The sequence below is a fragment of the Antrihabitans stalagmiti genome, assembly GCF_016482825.1.
Taxonomy (GTDB): Bacteria; Actinomycetota; Actinomycetes; order Mycobacteriales; family Mycobacteriaceae; genus Antrihabitans; species Antrihabitans stalagmiti.
Genome location: NZ_JAEMNV010000006.1, coordinates 278366 through 294349, shown reverse-complemented (window position 1 = coordinate 294349; position 15984 = coordinate 278366). Strand labels below are relative to the sequence as shown.

The 15984-nt window shown below is 63.9% G+C and carries 16 protein-coding genes and 1 tRNA gene; 5 read left to right on the top strand and 12 right to left on the bottom strand.

Annotation, left to right across the window (positions count from 1 at the left end; all coding sequences use genetic code 11):
* Positions 1 to 54: 54 nt before the first annotated feature.
* Positions 55 to 1014, top strand: a complete 960-nt coding sequence (locus JGU71_RS19795) for a LysR family transcriptional regulator (RefSeq protein ID WP_233529768.1) — start codon at positions 55 to 57, stop codon at positions 1012 to 1014.
* Between the two features lie 75 nt (positions 1015 to 1089).
* Complete coding sequence (locus JGU71_RS19790; RefSeq protein WP_199705996.1) at positions 1090 to 1290, top strand: CsbD family protein; 201 nt, start codon at positions 1090 to 1092, stop codon at positions 1288 to 1290.
* 81 nt (positions 1291 to 1371) lie between these two features.
* Here JGU71_RS19790 and JGU71_RS19785 read toward each other — a convergent pair whose 3' ends face one another.
* From JGU71_RS19785 to JGU71_RS19770, 4 genes are all read right to left on the bottom strand, one after another.
* A complete protein-coding gene (locus JGU71_RS19785; protein ID WP_199705995.1) occupies positions 1372 to 1971 on the bottom strand; it encodes an MTB12 C-terminal domain-containing protein in 600 nt (199 codons plus the stop codon).
* A 35-nt stretch (positions 1972 to 2006) separates the two neighbouring features.
* Entirely contained in the window at positions 2007 to 2444 is a 438-nt protein-coding gene (locus JGU71_RS19780) for a DoxX family protein (RefSeq protein WP_199705994.1), read from the bottom strand.
* A gap of 83 nt (positions 2445 to 2527) precedes the next feature.
* Positions 2528 to 2601, bottom strand: a tRNA-Cys gene (locus tag JGU71_RS19775).
* Positions 2602 to 2650: 49 nt separating this feature from the next.
* Entirely contained in the window at positions 2651 to 3871 is a 1221-nt protein-coding gene (locus JGU71_RS19770) for an MFS transporter (RefSeq protein WP_199705993.1), read from the bottom strand.
* Between the two features lie 14 nt (positions 3872 to 3885).
* Between JGU71_RS19770 and JGU71_RS19765 the strand changes: the two genes are divergently transcribed.
* Positions 3886 to 4422: a MarR family winged helix-turn-helix transcriptional regulator gene (locus JGU71_RS19765; protein WP_199705992.1), complete on the top strand. Its 537-nt coding sequence runs from the start codon at positions 3886 to 3888 to the stop codon at positions 4420 to 4422.
* 70 nt (positions 4423 to 4492) lie between these two features.
* Positions 4493 to 5545, top strand: coding sequence for an Hsp70 family protein (locus tag JGU71_RS19760; protein WP_199705991.1), 1053 nt, complete (start codon positions 4493 to 4495; stop codon positions 5543 to 5545).
* A gap of 72 nt (positions 5546 to 5617) precedes the next feature.
* Here the strand turns inward: JGU71_RS19760 and JGU71_RS19755 are convergent, their stop codons facing one another.
* The 6 genes from JGU71_RS19755 to JGU71_RS19730 form a co-directional block, all read right to left on the bottom strand.
* On the bottom strand, positions 5618 to 6394 hold the full coding sequence (locus JGU71_RS19755) for an enoyl-CoA hydratase (RefSeq protein WP_199705990.1): 777 nt from the start codon (positions 6392 to 6394) through the stop codon (positions 5618 to 5620).
* Between the two features lie 3 nt (positions 6395 to 6397).
* Positions 6398 to 7309: a 3-hydroxyisobutyrate dehydrogenase gene (mmsB, locus tag JGU71_RS19750; protein ID WP_199705989.1), complete on the bottom strand. Its 912-nt coding sequence runs from the start codon at positions 7307 to 7309 to the stop codon at positions 6398 to 6400.
* A complete protein-coding gene (locus JGU71_RS19745) occupies positions 7306 to 8388 on the bottom strand; it encodes an enoyl-CoA hydratase/isomerase family protein (protein ID WP_199705988.1) in 1083 nt (360 codons plus the stop codon). Before JGU71_RS19745 ends, mmsB begins: the two co-directional genes overlap by 4 nt.
* On the bottom strand, positions 8385 to 9524 hold the full coding sequence (locus JGU71_RS19740) for an isobutyryl-CoA dehydrogenase (protein WP_199705987.1): 1140 nt from the start codon (positions 9522 to 9524) through the stop codon (positions 8385 to 8387). Before JGU71_RS19740 ends, JGU71_RS19745 begins: the two co-directional genes overlap by 4 nt.
* Before the next feature lies 1 nt (position 9525).
* Positions 9526 to 11028: a CoA-acylating methylmalonate-semialdehyde dehydrogenase gene (locus JGU71_RS19735; RefSeq protein WP_199705986.1), complete on the bottom strand. Its 1503-nt coding sequence runs from the start codon at positions 11026 to 11028 to the stop codon at positions 9526 to 9528.
* A 168-nt stretch (positions 11029 to 11196) separates the two neighbouring features.
* On the bottom strand, positions 11197 to 11736 hold the full coding sequence (locus JGU71_RS19730; RefSeq protein WP_199705985.1) for a TetR/AcrR family transcriptional regulator: 540 nt from the start codon (positions 11734 to 11736) through the stop codon (positions 11197 to 11199).
* Positions 11737 to 11797: 61 nt separating this feature from the next.
* On the opposite strand from JGU71_RS19730, the gene JGU71_RS19725 reads away from it, so the two are divergent.
* Positions 11798 to 12304 (top strand): LIC_13387 family protein, encoded by a 507-nt coding sequence (locus JGU71_RS19725; RefSeq protein ID WP_199705984.1) that lies wholly within the window; start codon positions 11798 to 11800, stop codon positions 12302 to 12304.
* Here JGU71_RS19725 and JGU71_RS19720 read toward each other — a convergent pair.
* Complete coding sequence (locus JGU71_RS19720; RefSeq protein WP_199705983.1) at positions 12272 to 13048, bottom strand: SWIM zinc finger family protein; 777 nt, start codon at positions 13046 to 13048, stop codon at positions 12272 to 12274. The two genes, JGU71_RS19725 and JGU71_RS19720, sit on opposite strands and share 33 nt — an antisense overlap.
* The gene (locus tag JGU71_RS19715; RefSeq protein ID WP_199706098.1) at positions 13045 to 15855 is read right to left on the bottom strand and encodes a DEAD/DEAH box helicase; all 2811 of its coding nucleotides are present in this window, start codon (positions 15853 to 15855) and stop codon (positions 13045 to 13047) included. The genes JGU71_RS19720 and JGU71_RS19715 overlap by 4 nt, the downstream gene beginning before the upstream one ends.
* Positions 15856 to 15984: the final 129 nt, after the last annotated feature.

Genomic DNA, 15984 nt, shown 5'->3' with positions numbered 1-15984 from the left:
GCCTGTCGCACACTTGGGTGTTCCCGAGTATCGATGCGCATAATCACGACAACAATGCCCAAACTCGCACGACGCATCTGCAAAAATGCAGAAGTGGCTGCTGAGCGATATCCGAGCGCGGACGACTTGCTTGTACTCCTCGCTGTCGGCCGGTCCGGCAAGTTCAGCGCGGCCGCCGAGTCCCTCGGCATCAACCACACCACCGTCGCACGACGCATCGCGGCACTGGAACGGATTCTCGGCGACCGAGTTCTCGCCCGCAGTGCGGGCGGATGGGAGCTGACGACCCTCGGCCGCGAGGCGGTCGCGGCCGCCGAAGATGTCGAGTCGGCGGTGCGGGTGCTCGTATCGAGTGGTGCGGCAAACGAACTCGAAGGTGTCGTCCGAATATCGGCGACCGACGGCTTCAGCGCCTACATCGCTGCGCCCGCTGCTGCGCGGGTGCAGCGCACACATCCGAAGGTGACGGTCGAGGTCGTCGCGACCACCAGGCGCGCATCACAGCAACGGTCCGGCCTCGACCTGGAGATCGTTGTCGGCGAACCGCAGGTGCATCGCGCGGAAGCGCATCTGCTCGGCGACTATCGACTCGGGCTGTATGCGGCGCCCGAGTACCTGCGCGCGAATCCGAAGCCGACGTCGATCGAAGACCTCGACCGGCACGCACTCGTCTATTTCATCGACTCGATGCTGCAGGTCGACGAACTCGACCTCGCGCCGAGTTTCGCGCCGTCGATGCGGCGTTCGGTGACGTCGACCAACGTCTTCGTGCACGTGGAAGCAACACGCGCTGCCGCGGGCATCGGGCTACTCCCCTGCTTCATGGCCGACCGCCACAACGACCTGGTCCGCGTACTGCCGAACGAGGTCGCCGTTCAGCTGAGCTACTGGCTTGTGGTGCGCTCCGAGACTCTGCGCAGGCCGGAGGTCGCGGCGGTTGTGCAGGCGATTCGCATCCTGATGGTCGAGCAGAAAGATGTGCTGCTCGGCGGGTCCAATGCCTCGCCCGGATGAGCGTTAGAGGGACTGAGTCGGCGGGTAGTCACCCTCCAGGGAGAGATACTCCCGTCGAATTCGGTGGAGCCCAGCATGAGTGGAACAGACAAGTTTCGTAACAAGGTCGACGAAGTCTCGGGTCGAGTCCAAGAAGAGGTCGGCAAGGCCACCGGGGATTCCAGCATGCGGGCGCGAGGGCGTCGCAAGCGGTCGGGCGCCAGCCTGAAACAAGCAGCCGAAAAGGTCAAGGACGCATTCCGCGGCGGGACGCGGCGGCGAAATCGCCGGGTTTGAACGCTGACATACCCTCGCGAACGGGCTGTCAGTGCTGCGATTTCGCCGAAAAGTGAGCGCTGAGAGCCCGTTCGTCGTGGGTCAGTAGTCGCCGGTGAGGTTTGCATAGGAGACGAGTGTGTCCTGGCTTTCGCGCGACAACTTCCAGGTGCCGTCGATGTTCTTCCAGGTGACCGGTATCGGGAAGCACTGACCAAGGCAGCTCTGCAGATTTGCCGACAACACGTCACCCGAGACACTTCCGCCGCTGACCGACCACGTGTAGCCCGGGATCAGCGCAATGCGATCGCGAACGATGGTGATCGAACCCGGATCGCCGGACTCCAACTCGTTCGCCGAACCGTTCAGTGCGGCTTGCAGTTTCCCTTGCAATTCGCCGTCGGACGGGACCGCAGGCACAACGATCGCTTCTTCGGTCACGGTCGTCGGCGCGACAGTTGTCGTCGTCGGCGCGGTGGTCGTCGTGGTCGGTTCCGTCGTCGTGGTGACGGGCGGCGGAGGGGTGGTCTCGCTCGACGGCGGTTGCGTCGACGATTGCGGCGCCTGTGTCGTCGTCGCACTCACGCTCGTCGTAGCGGCAGCCTTGTCCGAGCCGTCGCCACCGTCGTTGCTGCAGGCGGTCAGGGTCAACGCCACAATCGCAGCGATCGAGGAAGCCACAAGGGTCCGTCGGATAGTCATGCCGATTAGGTTAGCCTAACCAGATAGGATGATGGCTAGCTGGTAGCTGACTTTCCTCTCACACGTTGCCTCACAACACTCCAGGCATCGGTGGCGAGTACCGCCCATGCAACTAGGACGGGCTGAAACAGCAGCCGGACTCCGCGCGCAAGGTCGGACTCGAGCCCGAATGCATCTCTGTGTTCAACGAACTGCGCGATGTTGCCGGGGAAGATCACCACGAAGAACGCTGCGGTTGCTGCTCCGACGGCTGCCCGAGCGGGTTGGCGCCACGTCACGAGCAGCGCCACACCCAGGCAGATCTCGACGACACCCGACGCGAGAACGACGAAGTCCGCGTCGAGCGGGAACCACGTCGGCACCTGCGCCTGGAACTCCTCCCGTAGCACGGTCAGGTGTCCGATGCCTGCGCCGGAAAGCGCAGCACCAAGGGCTATCTGAGCGAGTACGCGCAGATTTATCTTGCCTTGCATCTGCACCTTTCGGAATCCACTGAGCGACAACAGGTCACTGGAAGCCTACGCGTGGTCCGCCAGGTCGGACGTGCGGCGATGCTTGGAGCGAGTGACGGGATTCGAACCCGTGTAAACGGCTTTGCAGGCCGGTGCCTTGCCTCTCAGCCACACCCGCGTCGACTACGAACTATGCCGTCCCGCCAACGGCCGCAACAGCATTGCGATCATGCTGATTCCAATCCACCTCGTTGCAGGCGCACCACGATCCACACGCTGACCGCTGCAGCAAGGAGGCCGAACGACGCGGACACGACGCCGAACGCTGCGCTGTCGAGAGCGAAGGCGCCGAGGACGGTCGTGCCGATGGCGGTACCGAGGTACATCGCAGAGTTGTTCCACGCCACCGCCGGACCCCGTCGCTCCGCGGTGACGGTCGTGAGGAAGACCTGGCTTGTGCTGAAGAATCCCGCGCCCGCGAAGGCCGACATCGCAAACCCGGCCATGCAGAGCCACCACATAGGCGCTGTCGTTGCAACGGCCAAGCCAATTGCGAGGAGTAGGGCCCACCCGATACCGAGCAACGGGGCGGGACGCCGAAGCCGCGCCCACCAGTCGACGATCGGGCCGGCAACGAGCGAACCCAGAAACGACCCGATCCCCACGACGGCGCCGATGAGCCCGAGAAGCCCTGTCCCGAAGCCGAATTGGCCCGCGAAGATGGCTCCGGCGTAGGCGTAGGTGCCGAGCCTCGCGGCTTGCGCGGCGGAGTTCGCGGTGAGGATCAATCGGAAGATCGGCTGGCGCCACAGGCCTGCCGAAAAGCGCAGTGCCGCTTTCAGACCGGGTTCGCGTCGAGCCGTAGCCGGCGTCGGTCGCAGACGCAGCGCAATCAACGACCCCGATGCGATCAACCCGAGCGCGAGCACGGCGAAGGCCCAACGCCAACTCGTCCCAGCGGCGAGCAACGTTCCGAGTGGGACGCCCGCGATCTGCCCACCCGCGTAGGCAGCGGCACCGCGGGCGATACCTCGTCCTCGTTCGTGCGGTGCCGATGTCTCGGCCAGGTAGGCCCAGATCGCCGGACCCACCAGTGCGCCACCAAGTCCGCCGATAACTCGACCCACGAGCAGCACTGCGAGGCTCGGCGCCGCAGCGCACACAAGCACGCCGACCGTCATCACCGCGACACCGAGCAGAATCACCTGACGCTTCGGCCGATGCGCGGTGAGCGCTCCGAACAAGGGACTCACCGCCGCGTAGGACAATCCGAACGACGTGACGACCCAGGCGGTCGACGCGATGCTCGTGTCGTAGGTGGCCGCGATGGCAGGCAGCAGCGGCGGGAGCAGAAACAGATCCGACCCCATAAGAAAGAACACGCTGTGCAGGAGCGCATGCTGCGACCAAGGCGTGCCCGATTTTTCGGGGCCCCTTTCCTTGCGCATGCGATGATCGAACCATGCCCCCACCGCAGCGCCTTCCGCTCGATCCGATCGAGGAGGCCCACAGACAGTGGACCGAGCACGGGTGGGGAGAGGTCGCAGACGGCATGGCAGCTGTCACGTCGGTGATGCGCGCGCAACAGATCATGATGGCCAGGGTCGACGAGGTCCTCAAGCCGACGGGTCTCACGTTCGCACGCTACGAACTGCTGACCCTGTTGAGCTTCAGTCGATCCGGGGCGTTGCCGATGGCCAAGGCGAGTGCACGGTTGCAGGTCCACCCGACGAGCGTCACCAATGCCGTCGACCGGTTGGAGTCGGCGAACCTTGTCAATCGCGTCCCGCACCCGAGTGATCGCCGCGCGACGTTGATCGAAATCACCGACGCTGGAAGGAAGTTGGCGCTGGAGGCGACCGAAGCGCTCAACGAGCGGGTATTCGCGCGCCCGGGGCTCGACAACGAAAAGCTGGATTCTCTTGTCCGCATACTTGCCGAACTTCGGCAGACAGCGGGCGATTTCGACGCTGGGCCCAATTCGACGAAATGGTCCTGACGACCACCTGCGAATTATCAAGATCAACTCTTGTCTTGGATTCTGAGCACGGAAGCGTCAAGATAGGGCCATGGTCGTGGTGCTTGGCGTATCTGCGGGGGCGAGTGGTGCCCGCGCAATCCTGTCGCACGCCGACCAGCCGCACCAACGCCCGATCGATCAGTGTGTCGTTGCCCGCCGTCCAGGCGCGGATGTCGGCGAAGCCGTTGCCGTCGCGATCGACGCCATGCGCGCGGCCGCTTTGGAACGTGGCGAGCTGATCGCGGCGGTCGCGATAACGCACCGCAGCGAGATTCAGGCCGACGCCATTCGAGCGGCTCTCCGCTCCGATCGCACACCGACCGTGCTGGTCAAGGAGTCCGCTGCCCAACTTCGCTACCTGCGATTCACCGGGCGACTCCCCAAGTTCGGCACGGTCGTCCTCTACGACCTCGGTAGCTCGGGGCTGACCCTCACCCTCGCGGACTGCGCGTCGGGGACAGCTCTGCGCACCCGACGCAGCACTGTGCTCGGTGGCGACGAGTACGACGCGCAGGTGCATCGAAAACTGGTGAGTGCGGGAGTCGACGTCGACCTACCGACCAGCCGACGCTACAAGGAGACGCTCAGCGCCGAACGTATTGTCACGGTGGAGGATCCGACGTCATCGCAACGAACGGTGTTGACGCGCAGCGATCTTGCGCAGTTGCAGATGGCCGGTGTGCAGCATTCGGCATCGTTCATCAGACATCTGATCGAGGAGACCGGCGAAACCCCCGAAGCCGTTGTGCTGCTTGGTGGTTGTACCAACAACCCCTTGATCGCCGACCGCCTCGAATTTACTCTGAACATACCTGTGATCGTCGAGAGCGAACCGGAAGAGGTGTCGGCGCGCGGAGCGGTCGTCCTCGCCGGCGACCGACCCACTCGAGTCGTGCGCGTTGCGCGGGCGATCGGTGCCGCCGCACCGGAGGCGAAGGCAGCGTCGAAGCGAAAGCTGTTGTCCGCCTTCGCCGTCGCAGTGGTGCTGGTCGCGACGATCACGGGCGTGATGCTGACGAAGCAAGATTCCGGCAGCGCAGAACAACTCCCGGCGCCGGCACCGATGGAAGTTGCCGGCGTTCCGACGGATCCGTTCGAATAGCGGCCGCTCCGCGGCTCGTGAGTCCTTTCGGAGGGCCTGCCCACCAAAAGGACTCACGAGCGGCGTAGCCGCCTATTTGTGTGTGAAGTTCGGCTTGCGCTTCTCTACGAAGGCAGCCATACCCTCTTTTTGGTCGTCGAGGGCGAACAGCGAATGAAACACCCTGCGCTCGAAGCGAAGACCCTCACCGAGGGTGGTTTCGTAGGACCGATTGACCGCTTCCTTCGCAATCATCGCGACGGGAAGCGACATCGACGCGATCTTCTCTGCCGCCTTCAGCGCCTCGTCGAGGAGTTGGTCGGCAGGCACGATGCGCGACACCAAACCAGCCCGCTCGGCCTCTTCGGCATCCATGTTGCGACCGGTGAGGATGAGGTCCATCGCCTTTGCCTTGCCGACTGCACGGGTAAGACGCTGCGAGCCACCGATTCCCGGGATCACACCGAGCGTGATCTCGGGCTGACCGAATTTCGCGTTGTCGGCGGCGATGAGGATGTCGCACATCATCGCGACCTCACACCCACCACCGAGTGCGTACCCGGCCACTGCGGCAATGGTTGGCTTACGAGCATTGGCCAGCCGATCCCAACCTGCGAAGAAGTCGGTGCCGTACATGTCGATGTAGGTCTGCGGCGCCATCTCCTTGATGTCGGCGCCGGCAGCGAACGCGCGCTCGGAACCGGTCAGCAGGATCGCTCCGACTTCGGCGTCGCCTTCCAATTCGTCGAGCGCCGCGACGACATCCTTCAGAACCTGCGAGTTGAGAGCGTTGAGCGCCTTCGGCCGGTTGAGCGTGATGACGCCGACGCGGCCTTTGCGCTCGAGCAGGATGGTTTCGAAATCGGTCACAGGTCAGGCCCCTTCAGAACGCTTGCGGATGTCGGTCACGATAGCGGAGAAGTCCAAACCGCCTCCCGACTCCTGCTTGAAGCGGTTGTAGATCTCCTCGGCCTGCAGACCGAGCAACCCCTCGACACCGTTGGCGCGCAACGCATTTGCAGCCAGACCGAGGTCCTTGTGCATCAGCGCGGTCGCGAAACCTGGCTGGTAGTCCTTGTTCGCCGGACTCGCAGGCACGGGACCTGGCACAGGGCAGTAGGTCGTCAACGACCAGCACTGACCCGACGCGTTCGACGCAACATCGAAGAACGCCTGGTTGCTCAACCCGAGCTTCTCCCCCAACACGAACGCCTCGCTGATCGCGATCATCGAGATTCCGAGCACCATGTTGTTGCAGATTTTCGCGGCCTGACCGACGCCTGCGCCGCCACAGTGGACAACCTTGGCACCCATAACGTCGAGCAGAGGTTTGGCTGCTGCGAAGTCGTCCTCCGAGCCGCCGACCATAAACGCCAGGGTGCCTGCGGCAGCACCGGCGACACCACCCGAGACCGGCGCATCGACGGCGCGGTGACCGGCCGCCACAGCAAGTTCGTTGGCGGACTTGGCATCTGCGACGTCGATGGTCGAGCTGTCGATGAACAGCGTGCCCGGCTTCGCAGCGGCGAGCAGGCCACCGTTGTAGAGGTCGAGAACGTGCTTGCCGCTGGGCAGCATCGTGATGACGACGTCCGCGTTCGCAGCCTCGTCCGACGACCCGACGACTGTGACGCCGTCCTTCGTCGCCTGCTCGAGTGCCGCAGGAACCAGGTCGTAGCCGAGGACCTGATAGCCGGCCTTCGCCAGATTGGCCGCCATCGGGCCGCCCATATGGCCGAGTCCTACGAACCCGACCTTCACGTCTCCGGGCGTCGTGTCTGTCATCGCGTTCCTTCCACAGTGTTATCGGGTACTACGAGGCCAGCGGGTACTACCAAGCCGAGTTCGAGTTCGCCGAGGTCGGCAAAATAGGCCTCGACATGGGACTCGGATACTTCTTCGAGAGTCGCGGGTGACCATTGCGGATTTCGGTCCTTGTCGATGACCTGTGCCCTGATACCTTCGACGAGGTCGCGGGACTTCAAGCAGGCCAACGACACTCGGTACTCTTCGTTCAACACTTCTTCCACACTTGCGGCATTGCGCGCATTCCGCAGCGACCGCAGTGCAACCTTCACCGCCGCAGGCGATTTCGCGAGTATCTGCGCAGCTGCCTCGGCCGCCTTCGGCTCCGCGTGAGCCTGCAACCTGGCGACGATCTCCTCGACCGTGTCGGCCGAGTAGCACTCGTCGATCCAGCTCTGCTGGGCAAGCAGGTCCGACTCCGGCGCGGCGACGGCGAACTTCCCGATCGCCTGCTCGACGGATTGCTCGGCCAGCGCTTCGAGCAACGCAGGCACATCGGCCACCGGCACGTAGTGGTCCGCGAAACCACACGCGATGGCGTCTCCCGCATTCATCCGTGCGGTGGTGAGCGCGACGTGTGTGCCCAACTCCCCCGGCGCCTGCGCGAGAAGCAGGGTGCCGCCGACGTCGGGTACGAACCCTATGCCGACCTCAGGCATGCCGATCTTCGAACGCTCGGTGACGATGCGGTCGCTGCCGTGCGCCGAGATGCCGACGCCGCCGCCCATGACGATGCCGTCCATGACGACGACATACGGCTTCGGGTAGCGCGCGATCAAGGCATCGAGGATGTACTCGTCGCGCCAGAAGTCGGCCGAACCTGATCCGTTGTCCTGGGCGTCGTGATAGATCGACACGATGTCACCACCAGCACACAACCCGCGGTCACCTTCTCCGGTCACGACGACAGCGCGGACCTCGTCGTCGTCACGCCAATCCCGCAGTGCCGCAGTCATTGCCAACGCCATCGGATGATTGAGCGCGTTGATCGCCTTCGGCCGGTTCAGCGTGATCAGCCCCAGCCCGTCACGCTTGTCGATCAGTACGTCGTCGGTCATACGTTCCCCACTACCGAGCGGGCGATGACCACCCGCATGATTTCGTTGGTGCCTTCGAGTATCTGGTGCACACGGAGATCGCGGACGATCTTCTCGACGCCGTATTCGGCGAGATAGCCGTACCCACCGTGCAATTGCAGTGCCTTGTTGGCGACTTCGAAACCGTTGTCGGTCGCGAATCGCTTTGCCATCGCGCACAACTCGACGACGTCGGCGCTACCGTCGTCGAGTGCCGCCGCGGCACGCCAGAGCAGCGTCCGCGCGGCCTCCAACTCGGTTTTCATGTCCGCCAACTGAAACTGGAGCGCTTGCGAGTCGAGGAGTCTGTTGCCGAAGGCCTTGCGTTCGGCCAGATACGACACCGCTTTGTCGAACGCCGCCTGCGCTCCACCGATCGAGCATGCCGCGATGTTGATGCGACCACCGTTCAAGCCGGACATGGCAATTCGAAAGCCGTTGCCCTCGTCGCCGATCAGGTTCGACGCCGGAATCCGAACGTCTTCCATGATCACCTGACGTGTCGGCTGCGCATTCCAGCCCATCTTCTTCTCGTTGGCACCGAAGGACAGACCGTCGACGTCCTTCGGCACGAGAAATGCCGAAATGCCCTTGGCGCCAGACGCTCCCGTACGAGCCATCACGACGTAGACATCGGATGTCCCTGCACCGGAGATGAATTGCTTGACGCCGTTGAGAACATAGTCGTCGCCGTCGCGAACGGCCTTGGTACTCAAGGCCGCCGCGTCGGAACCCGCACCCGGCTCGGTGAGGCAGTAGCTCGACAGCAACTCCATCGACGCGAGTCCAGGAACCCACTGCTGACGCAGCTCCTCGGACCCGAACTTGTCGATCATCCAGGTCGCCATGTTGTGGATCGAGACGTAGGCGGCGATCGTCGGGCAGCCGATAGCCAACTGCTCGAAGATCCGGACGGCGTCGAGCCTGGTCAGACCCGAGCCGCCGACGTCTTCGTTGATGTAGATGCCGCCCATACCGAGCGCTCCGGCTTTGCGAAGCACGTCCACCGGGAAGTGCTTGGTCTGGTCCCATTCGATTGCGTTGGGCGCCAAGTACTCCATAGCGAAGTCCCGAGCGGTCTCGGTGATAGCCCGCTCGTCTTCGGAAAGTACGAACATGTCAGTCCATCGTCGGGATGACGAAGTGATTCGCATTCTCCTTGAGGCCCTTCGGCCACCGCTGCGTCACCGTCTTGGTCTTGGTGTAGAAGCGAATCGAGTCGGGACCGTGCTGGTTGAGGTCGCCGAATCCGGACCGCTTCCAGCCGCCGAAGGTGTGGTACGCGATCGGCACGGGGATCGGCACGTTGATGCCGACCATACCGACCTGGACGCGGGTCGCGAAGTCGCGCGCAGTGTCACCGTCACGCGTGAAGATGGCGACGCCGTTGCCGTACTCGTGGTCGTTCGGCAGGCTCAGCGCCTCTTCGTAGTCCTTGGCGCGCACGACCATCAGAACGGGTCCGAAGATCTCTTCCCTGTAGATCCGCATTTCCTTGGTGACATTGTCGAACAGCGTTGCGCCGGCGAAGAACCCGTCTTCGGACCCCTCCAGCTTGAAGCCGCGACCGTCGACAACGGCAGACGCACCTTCGTCGACGCCGATCTGGACGTAGTCGTTGACACGCTTGAGTGCATCGGAGCCGACGAGCGGACCGAAGTCGACGCCCTTCTCGTCGGAGCGACCGACGTTCAGCTTGCCGACCCGCTCGGTCAGCTTCTCGACGAGACGATCCGCTGTCTCCTTGCCGACCGGCACCGCGACCGAGATCGCCATGCAGCGTTCACCGGCAGAGCCGTAGCCTGCGCCGATCAGCTGGTCGGCAACGTCGTCGAGATCGGCGTCCGGCATCACGATGGCGTGGTTCTTGGCGCCGCCGAAGCACTGCGCCCGCTTACCGTTTGCCGTCGCGGTCTCGTAGATGTACTGCGCGATCGGTGTCGAACCGACGAAACCGACGGCCTTGATCCGGTCGTCGTGCAGCAGCGTGTCGACCGATTCCTTGTCTCCGTTGACGACGTTGAAGATGCCTGGCGGCAACCCTGCTTCGATGAACAGTTCAGCGAAACGCAACGGCACCGACGGATCCCGCTCGGACGGCTTGAGGATGAAGGCGTTGCCACAGGCGATGGCCGGGCCGGCCTTCCACAGCGGGATCATGGCCGGGAAGTTGAACGGCGTGATGCCCGCGACGACTCCGAGCGGCTGCCGCATCGAGTAGACGTCGATGCCGCCTCCCGCGCTCTCGGTGTACTCACCCTTCAGCAGGTGCGGGATACCGACGGCGAACTCGACGACCTCGAGACCACGCTGAATATCGCCCTTCGCATCGGGAACGGTCTTGCCGTGCTCGGACGACAGCAGTGCGGCTAGCGAGTCCATCTCGTCCTGCACGAGCGCAAGAAACTTCATCAGCACGCGGGCACGACGCTGCGGATTCCAGGTCGCCCACTCCTTCTGCGCCTCTGCAGCGTTGGCGATCGCGGCCTCGACCTCGGACTTCGACGCGAGCGGAACCCGCGCCTGCACCTGTCCGGTGTTCGGGTCGAACACGTCGCCGAACTTGCCGGACGTGCCCGACACGTGCTCGCCACCGATGAAATGAGTTAACTCACGCGCCATTTCTTCAAATCCATTCTTGTTGGTCTCGACTTGTCTGCAGCTCGCCTTGTCGTGAACTCGGGACGGCAGCGCACCATCTGCAATATGTTGACATCCTATAGTTGGACATCCATGTATATCAAGGTGGTGATCTGCGTCACCTTGGTATCGAGCATAGTCGCGCCGGATTCAGCGCGGGTCGGCCGCGTCGATCACCGTTCGGTACAGCACGGCCAACTCGGCCGGTGGCACCGGAGGCAGAATGTGTCCCGCGCCGAGGAGCAGCAGGTACAGGACTTTCGCCATTCGATCGGCGGCGACGGCATCGCCACTCAGCTCGAGCCACAGCTCGCGTAGATAGTCGACGCGGACCCGATCGACTCGCTCTTTCGCCGCTCGAGCCTGCTCGTCGTCGAGCGCCCACGCCCGAACGGCAACCTCGACGTCCCAGCCCTCTTCGCTGGTGAGCACGACGTTCATCAACTGCTCGAGTCGCTCCCGACCACTGCCCGAACTCGCTTCGACCTCAGCGATGTACCGAGTTGTGTGCAGCTCTTCGAAGTATTCGAGCAGCGCGACCTTGAACCCGGGAACGCCGGAGAAGTGGTAGTAGAACGAGCCGGTAGAGAGTCCCGCAGCGTCGACGAGTCGCTCGATCGTCAAACCGCCCGGGCCGGCACGACCCAGCAGATCCAGTCCTGACGAGAGCCATTTTTCCTTGCTCGACACGTTGGCGATCCTATAACATAAATTTTATTATAGTGATTGTCTACCTACGAGAGAGGTTCCCGTGACCGTCACCGAACACCAGGTTCAGCCTCGAACAAGCCGTCAATCCTCGTGGACGCGCCGCCTCAACGAGGTCGCCGCCGGATCGATCGGATTGATCGGCGTCTCCCACATCCTCGTCATCCACGTCTTCGACGGACCGAAACCCGCCGACGAACAGCACATCGCCGAGCTGTCCGCAGTCGCGACGACATCGCTTGCCGAAGGTTTCGGACGCGAACTCAGCGTGCTCGGTCTCAACACCGGCTACAGCGTCGGAACAGGCGTCTTCGCAACGACGTTCGCGATACTCGTCGTCCTCGCTGGGCGATCCGCACCCACCATCATCGGGCGCACGCTCTTCACTTTCACGTGCTTCGTGACCGCATGTACCTTGCTCGTGATCTCGATTCTCTACTTCCCGGAACCGGTGACGGTGCTCGCCGCACTCGGCACCGTGTTGTTCGCCGCGGTGCTTGCGCTGGACGAAAACCGTTCAGCCGGAGAGCCTGCCGTAAAGAGCCGATAGTTCGCGGACCGCCGCAGCGACTTCCTTCTCCTCTTCCGACACGGCTCGCAGTGCCCGCCGCAATATCGTCGGGTCGAGATCGTCCATCGCGGGACGATGCGGAACGGTCGGCAAGGCGGGCAACACGGTTCGGTCGCCGTACAGATCGTCGTCGTCGACCTCGGTATCCGCCTCGACGCCACTGATCAGCGAATCCACGTCGACGCCACGCAACGTCAAGATGTCCAGCGGTCGCTCGTCGATGCGCTCGGCCATCAGGTAGGCAACCGCAGCCACGTGTTTACACGGCCAACCGCCGTCGGGGCACGTGCAGTCGAAATCCAGATCGCTCGCACTCGTCGGAAGCAGCAGCGGACCCAAATCCTGCGGTACCGAACCGGACACGATCTCGGCGAGCATTCCCGGCGAGCGTCGAACAACGTCGACGATCTCGGCGACCTGGGCGGAGTCCAACGTGCGGACGGAAAACACCGACGTGAACGGTTCGGGCTGACTGCCCTGAACCTCGGCGGTCACCGATCCGGCACCGACGTCGAACGAGACAACCTGCCCCGAGCGCGCATACGTCCGACCGCGCGCAAGCCGACCGCTGTCTGCCAACGCCTCCACCGAGTCGATCAGCGCCCGACCCCACCACGTGCTGCCGAAGGCACCTCTGCGATTACGCGCTTCGATACCGCCGACGACGCGTTTGCGTGGGCCGAACTGGCTGAAATCGGTGACGCGATCTCGTGGTGGACTCATTCGCCCACCGCATCGTCGCCGAGCCGCAACAACATTCGCAATTCGTCGGTTCCCAGTTCGGTGATCCAGTTCTCGCCGCTGCCGACAGCGATATCGGCGAGTTCCTTCTTACTGGTGAGCATCTCGTCGATACGCTCCTCGACCGTACCGACGCACACCAGCTTGCGGACCTGCACATCACGACGCTGACCGATCCGGAACGCACGGTCGGTCGCTTGGTTCTCGACCGCAGGGTTCCACCACCGGTCAAGATGCACAACATGATTCGCGGCCGTGAGGTTCAGTCCGGTACCACCGGCCTTGAGTGACAACAGCATCAGCGGTGGCCCCTCCTCTGCCTGGAATTCGGTGACCATCGCGTCGCGTCGCAGCTTGGACACACCGCCGTGCAGGAACGGCACGTCCACCCCGAACCGCTCGCGGAAGTACGGTGCGACCAGCTCCCCGAACTCTCGAAACTGGGTGAACAGCAACGCTTTCTCGTCGTCGGCAAGCACGGAGTCGAGAATGTCTTCCACCAGACCGAGCTTCCCGGAGCGATGTTGCCCACGCCGTAATACCGCGGAGCCGTCGCCGAGCAGGTGGGCGGGATGGTTGCAGACCTGCTTCAGGCGAGTGAGCGCAGCCAGGACAGCACCCTTGCGGCTCATGCCTTCCGACTTGTCGATCTGGCGCAGCATGTCGTCGACAACCGCCTGATACAGCGTGGCTTGCTCGGCGGTGAGGTTGGCGCGCACCGTCATTTCGAATTTCTCGGGCAGATCGGTGATGACGGCCGGATCTGTTTTGACGCGACGTAGGACGAACGGAGCCGTGATCGTCCGAAGCCGGGCGGCAGCCGCCTGGTCGTGTTCGCGTTCGATCGGAACGGCAAACCTGGCCCGAAACCCCTGCGGCGTACCGAGCATTCTCGTATTCGCGAAGTCGAGGATCGACCGCAGTTCTTCGAGCCGGTTCTCGACGGGTGTACCGGTGAGCGCCAACCGATGTCGGGCGGGCACGGCGCGAGCGGCCCTCGATTGCGCGGTCGCAGAGTTCTTGATGTGCTGCGCCTCGTCGAGAACGACTCGATCCCACGCCATCTCGCGAAACTGCTCGTTGTCCTTCGCAAGCAACGCGTACGTGGTGACCACCAGGTCGGCAGCGGCAGCCGCTTCGACGAGTGCGGGTCCCGACAACCTGCCCGGACCGTGGTGAACGAGGACACGCAGGTCGGGCACGAACCGCTCGGCCTCACGTTGCCAGTTGCCGACCACCGACATCGGACAGACGAGAAGGGTCGGATTCTCGGCCCGCTCGTGCGCAAGCAACGCAAGGACCTGCACCGTTTTACCGAGCCCCATATCGTCGGCGAGCACCGCACCCAAGCCGAGGGCGCTCATGAACGCCAGCCAGTCGAGTCCCCTGCGCTGATACGGTCGCAGCGTCGCATTCAGACCGGCTGGCACAGCAACCTCGGTCGGCTTACGCTCCGAATCCAGCAGTGCGCCAACCCAACCCCGCGTGGTGATCTCCTCGACCGGTACCGGTGGCGACTCGCCCCCGAGTACACCGATCAGGTCACCGAGGGTCGCATCCGTCGCCGTGTGCGCGGCGACGTATCGAGCAGCGCGCGCCAACGCGGCGTGATCGGCTTGCACCCAATGTCCGCGCAGGCGAACAAGATCGCCCTTCGACTTCGCGAGCCGAGCCATTTCTTTCGGCGAAAGGACGATGTCGCCGAGCGCCAATTCCCAGTTGTAGGAGACGAGCTCCTTCATCCCGACCGTGCTCTTGTTCGCAGCGACCGCCGCGGGCGCACTGACCTTCAGTCGCAGCGTCGGCGAGGCGATGCTCCACGCACGCGGCAGCAGCAGGTTGATTCCGTTGGCGCGCAACACCTCCGCCCCGTGTGCGACGAGATCGGTGACCACCTCGGTCGGCAACAGCAGATCGAGGCTGCGGGAATCCGTCGGCACATCACGCAGTCTCGGGTACGCCGACATCGCGTCGCCCAACTTCCGAACGGCAATCCGCAGCTGTGCGGGATCGGCTCGACCGAGTGGAACAGGTTGCGGGGCTTCCCCTTCCGGCCGCAGACAGACCTCCAGTCGCCACAATGCGTCCGATGGATCGCCGCCGTGATCGTCGTCGTCGATATCCTCGTCGTCCGGTTCGAGCAGGCGCAACACCAACTCGGGCTCGTCGACGGTAAGCGTTTCCCGCCACTCCTCGAGCAGGTTCGCAACGCGGTGCGTCCCCTCGTCGAGCGCTCTGCCGTCGACGAGCGACCGCAACATGGGCGAGGTCGCCGGACTGGTGTCGGGACCGAGAACGATCCGCACGATCGGGTCAGCAAGCTCGGCGAGCAGGTCGGCAAGCACCTTCGGCGCAGGCCCCTGGGTGCGTTGGGCAGGCGGCATCGCAGCGGCAAGCTCGGCCAACCAGGCCCGCTGCTTCCAACCGCCGACCAGCCGCCAGCGGGTCCACCACTCCCCCTCGGCGCGAAAGACCTCGGGAACGACACGACCGGCGCGGACCCAGCGCTCGATGCCGCGCGCGACATGCCGTAGGTAGACGAGATCGCCGGACAGGCCAGCGGTCGACGTCGTTCCGAGCAGGAGGTCGGCGGCGGTTTGCGGAGCGCAGGCAATCGCAGGAACTTCGTCGACGACCACCCCGGTTGCACCGGGGCGGGGCACCTCGACCCTGCGCCGAAATTTGGCGTTGTGGACCAGCTCCCCTAGCGGTCCACCTGGCGGGTCGTCGCCGGAATCGTCGCGCCACAGGAGCAGCCCCGAACCCGGGGACCACAAACCGTGCAGCATCGAAACAATCATAGGCGGCTCCGCCGCTCGTGCGTCTTTTCGGCGGGCCCTACCACCGAAAAGACTCACGAGGCGCGTAGCGCCCTCGCTGTGTCGGTGGCTACGTGCAGACTGTTCGCTCGGTACTGA

Excerpts from the sequence above, each read along its gene's own strand:
- JGU71_RS19795 (WP_233529768.1), top strand. The coding sequence starts at position 55 with ATGCCCAAACTCGCACGACGCATCTGCAAAAATGCAGAAGTGGCTGCT.
- JGU71_RS19790 (WP_199705996.1), top strand. The coding sequence starts at position 1,090 with ATGAGTGGAACAGACAAGTTTCGTAACAAGGTCGACGAAGTCTCGGGT.
- JGU71_RS19785 (WP_199705995.1), bottom strand. The coding sequence starts at position 1,971 with ATGACTATCCGACGGACCCTTGTGGCTTCCTCGATCGCTGCGATTGTG.
- JGU71_RS19780 (WP_199705994.1), bottom strand. The coding sequence starts at position 2,444 with ATGCAAGGCAAGATAAATCTGCGCGTACTCGCTCAGATAGCCCTTGGT.
- JGU71_RS19770 (WP_199705993.1), bottom strand. The coding sequence starts at position 3,871 with ATGCGCAAGGAAAGGGGCCCCGAAAAATCGGGCACGCCTTGGTCGCAG.
- JGU71_RS19765 (WP_199705992.1), top strand. The coding sequence starts at position 3,886 with ATGCCCCCACCGCAGCGCCTTCCGCTCGATCCGATCGAGGAGGCCCAC.
- JGU71_RS19760 (WP_199705991.1), top strand. The coding sequence starts at position 4,493 with ATGGTCGTGGTGCTTGGCGTATCTGCGGGGGCGAGTGGTGCCCGCGCA.
- mmsB (WP_199705989.1), bottom strand. The coding sequence starts at position 7,309 with ATGACAGACACGACGCCCGGAGACGTGAAGGTCGGGTTCGTAGGACTC.
- JGU71_RS19745 (WP_199705988.1), bottom strand. The coding sequence starts at position 8,388 with ATGACCGACGACGTACTGATCGACAAGCGTGACGGGCTGGGGCTGATC.
- JGU71_RS19740 (WP_199705987.1), bottom strand. The coding sequence starts at position 9,524 with ATGTTCGTACTTTCCGAAGACGAGCGGGCTATCACCGAGACCGCTCGG.
- JGU71_RS19735 (WP_199705986.1), bottom strand. The coding sequence starts at position 11,028 with ATGGCGCGTGAGTTAACTCATTTCATCGGTGGCGAGCACGTGTCGGGC.
- JGU71_RS19720 (WP_199705983.1), bottom strand. The coding sequence starts at position 13,048 with ATGAGTCCACCACGAGATCGCGTCACCGATTTCAGCCAGTTCGGCCCA.
- JGU71_RS19715 (WP_199706098.1), bottom strand. The coding sequence starts at position 15,855 with ATGCTGCACGGTTTGTGGTCCCCGGGTTCGGGGCTGCTCCTGTGGCGC.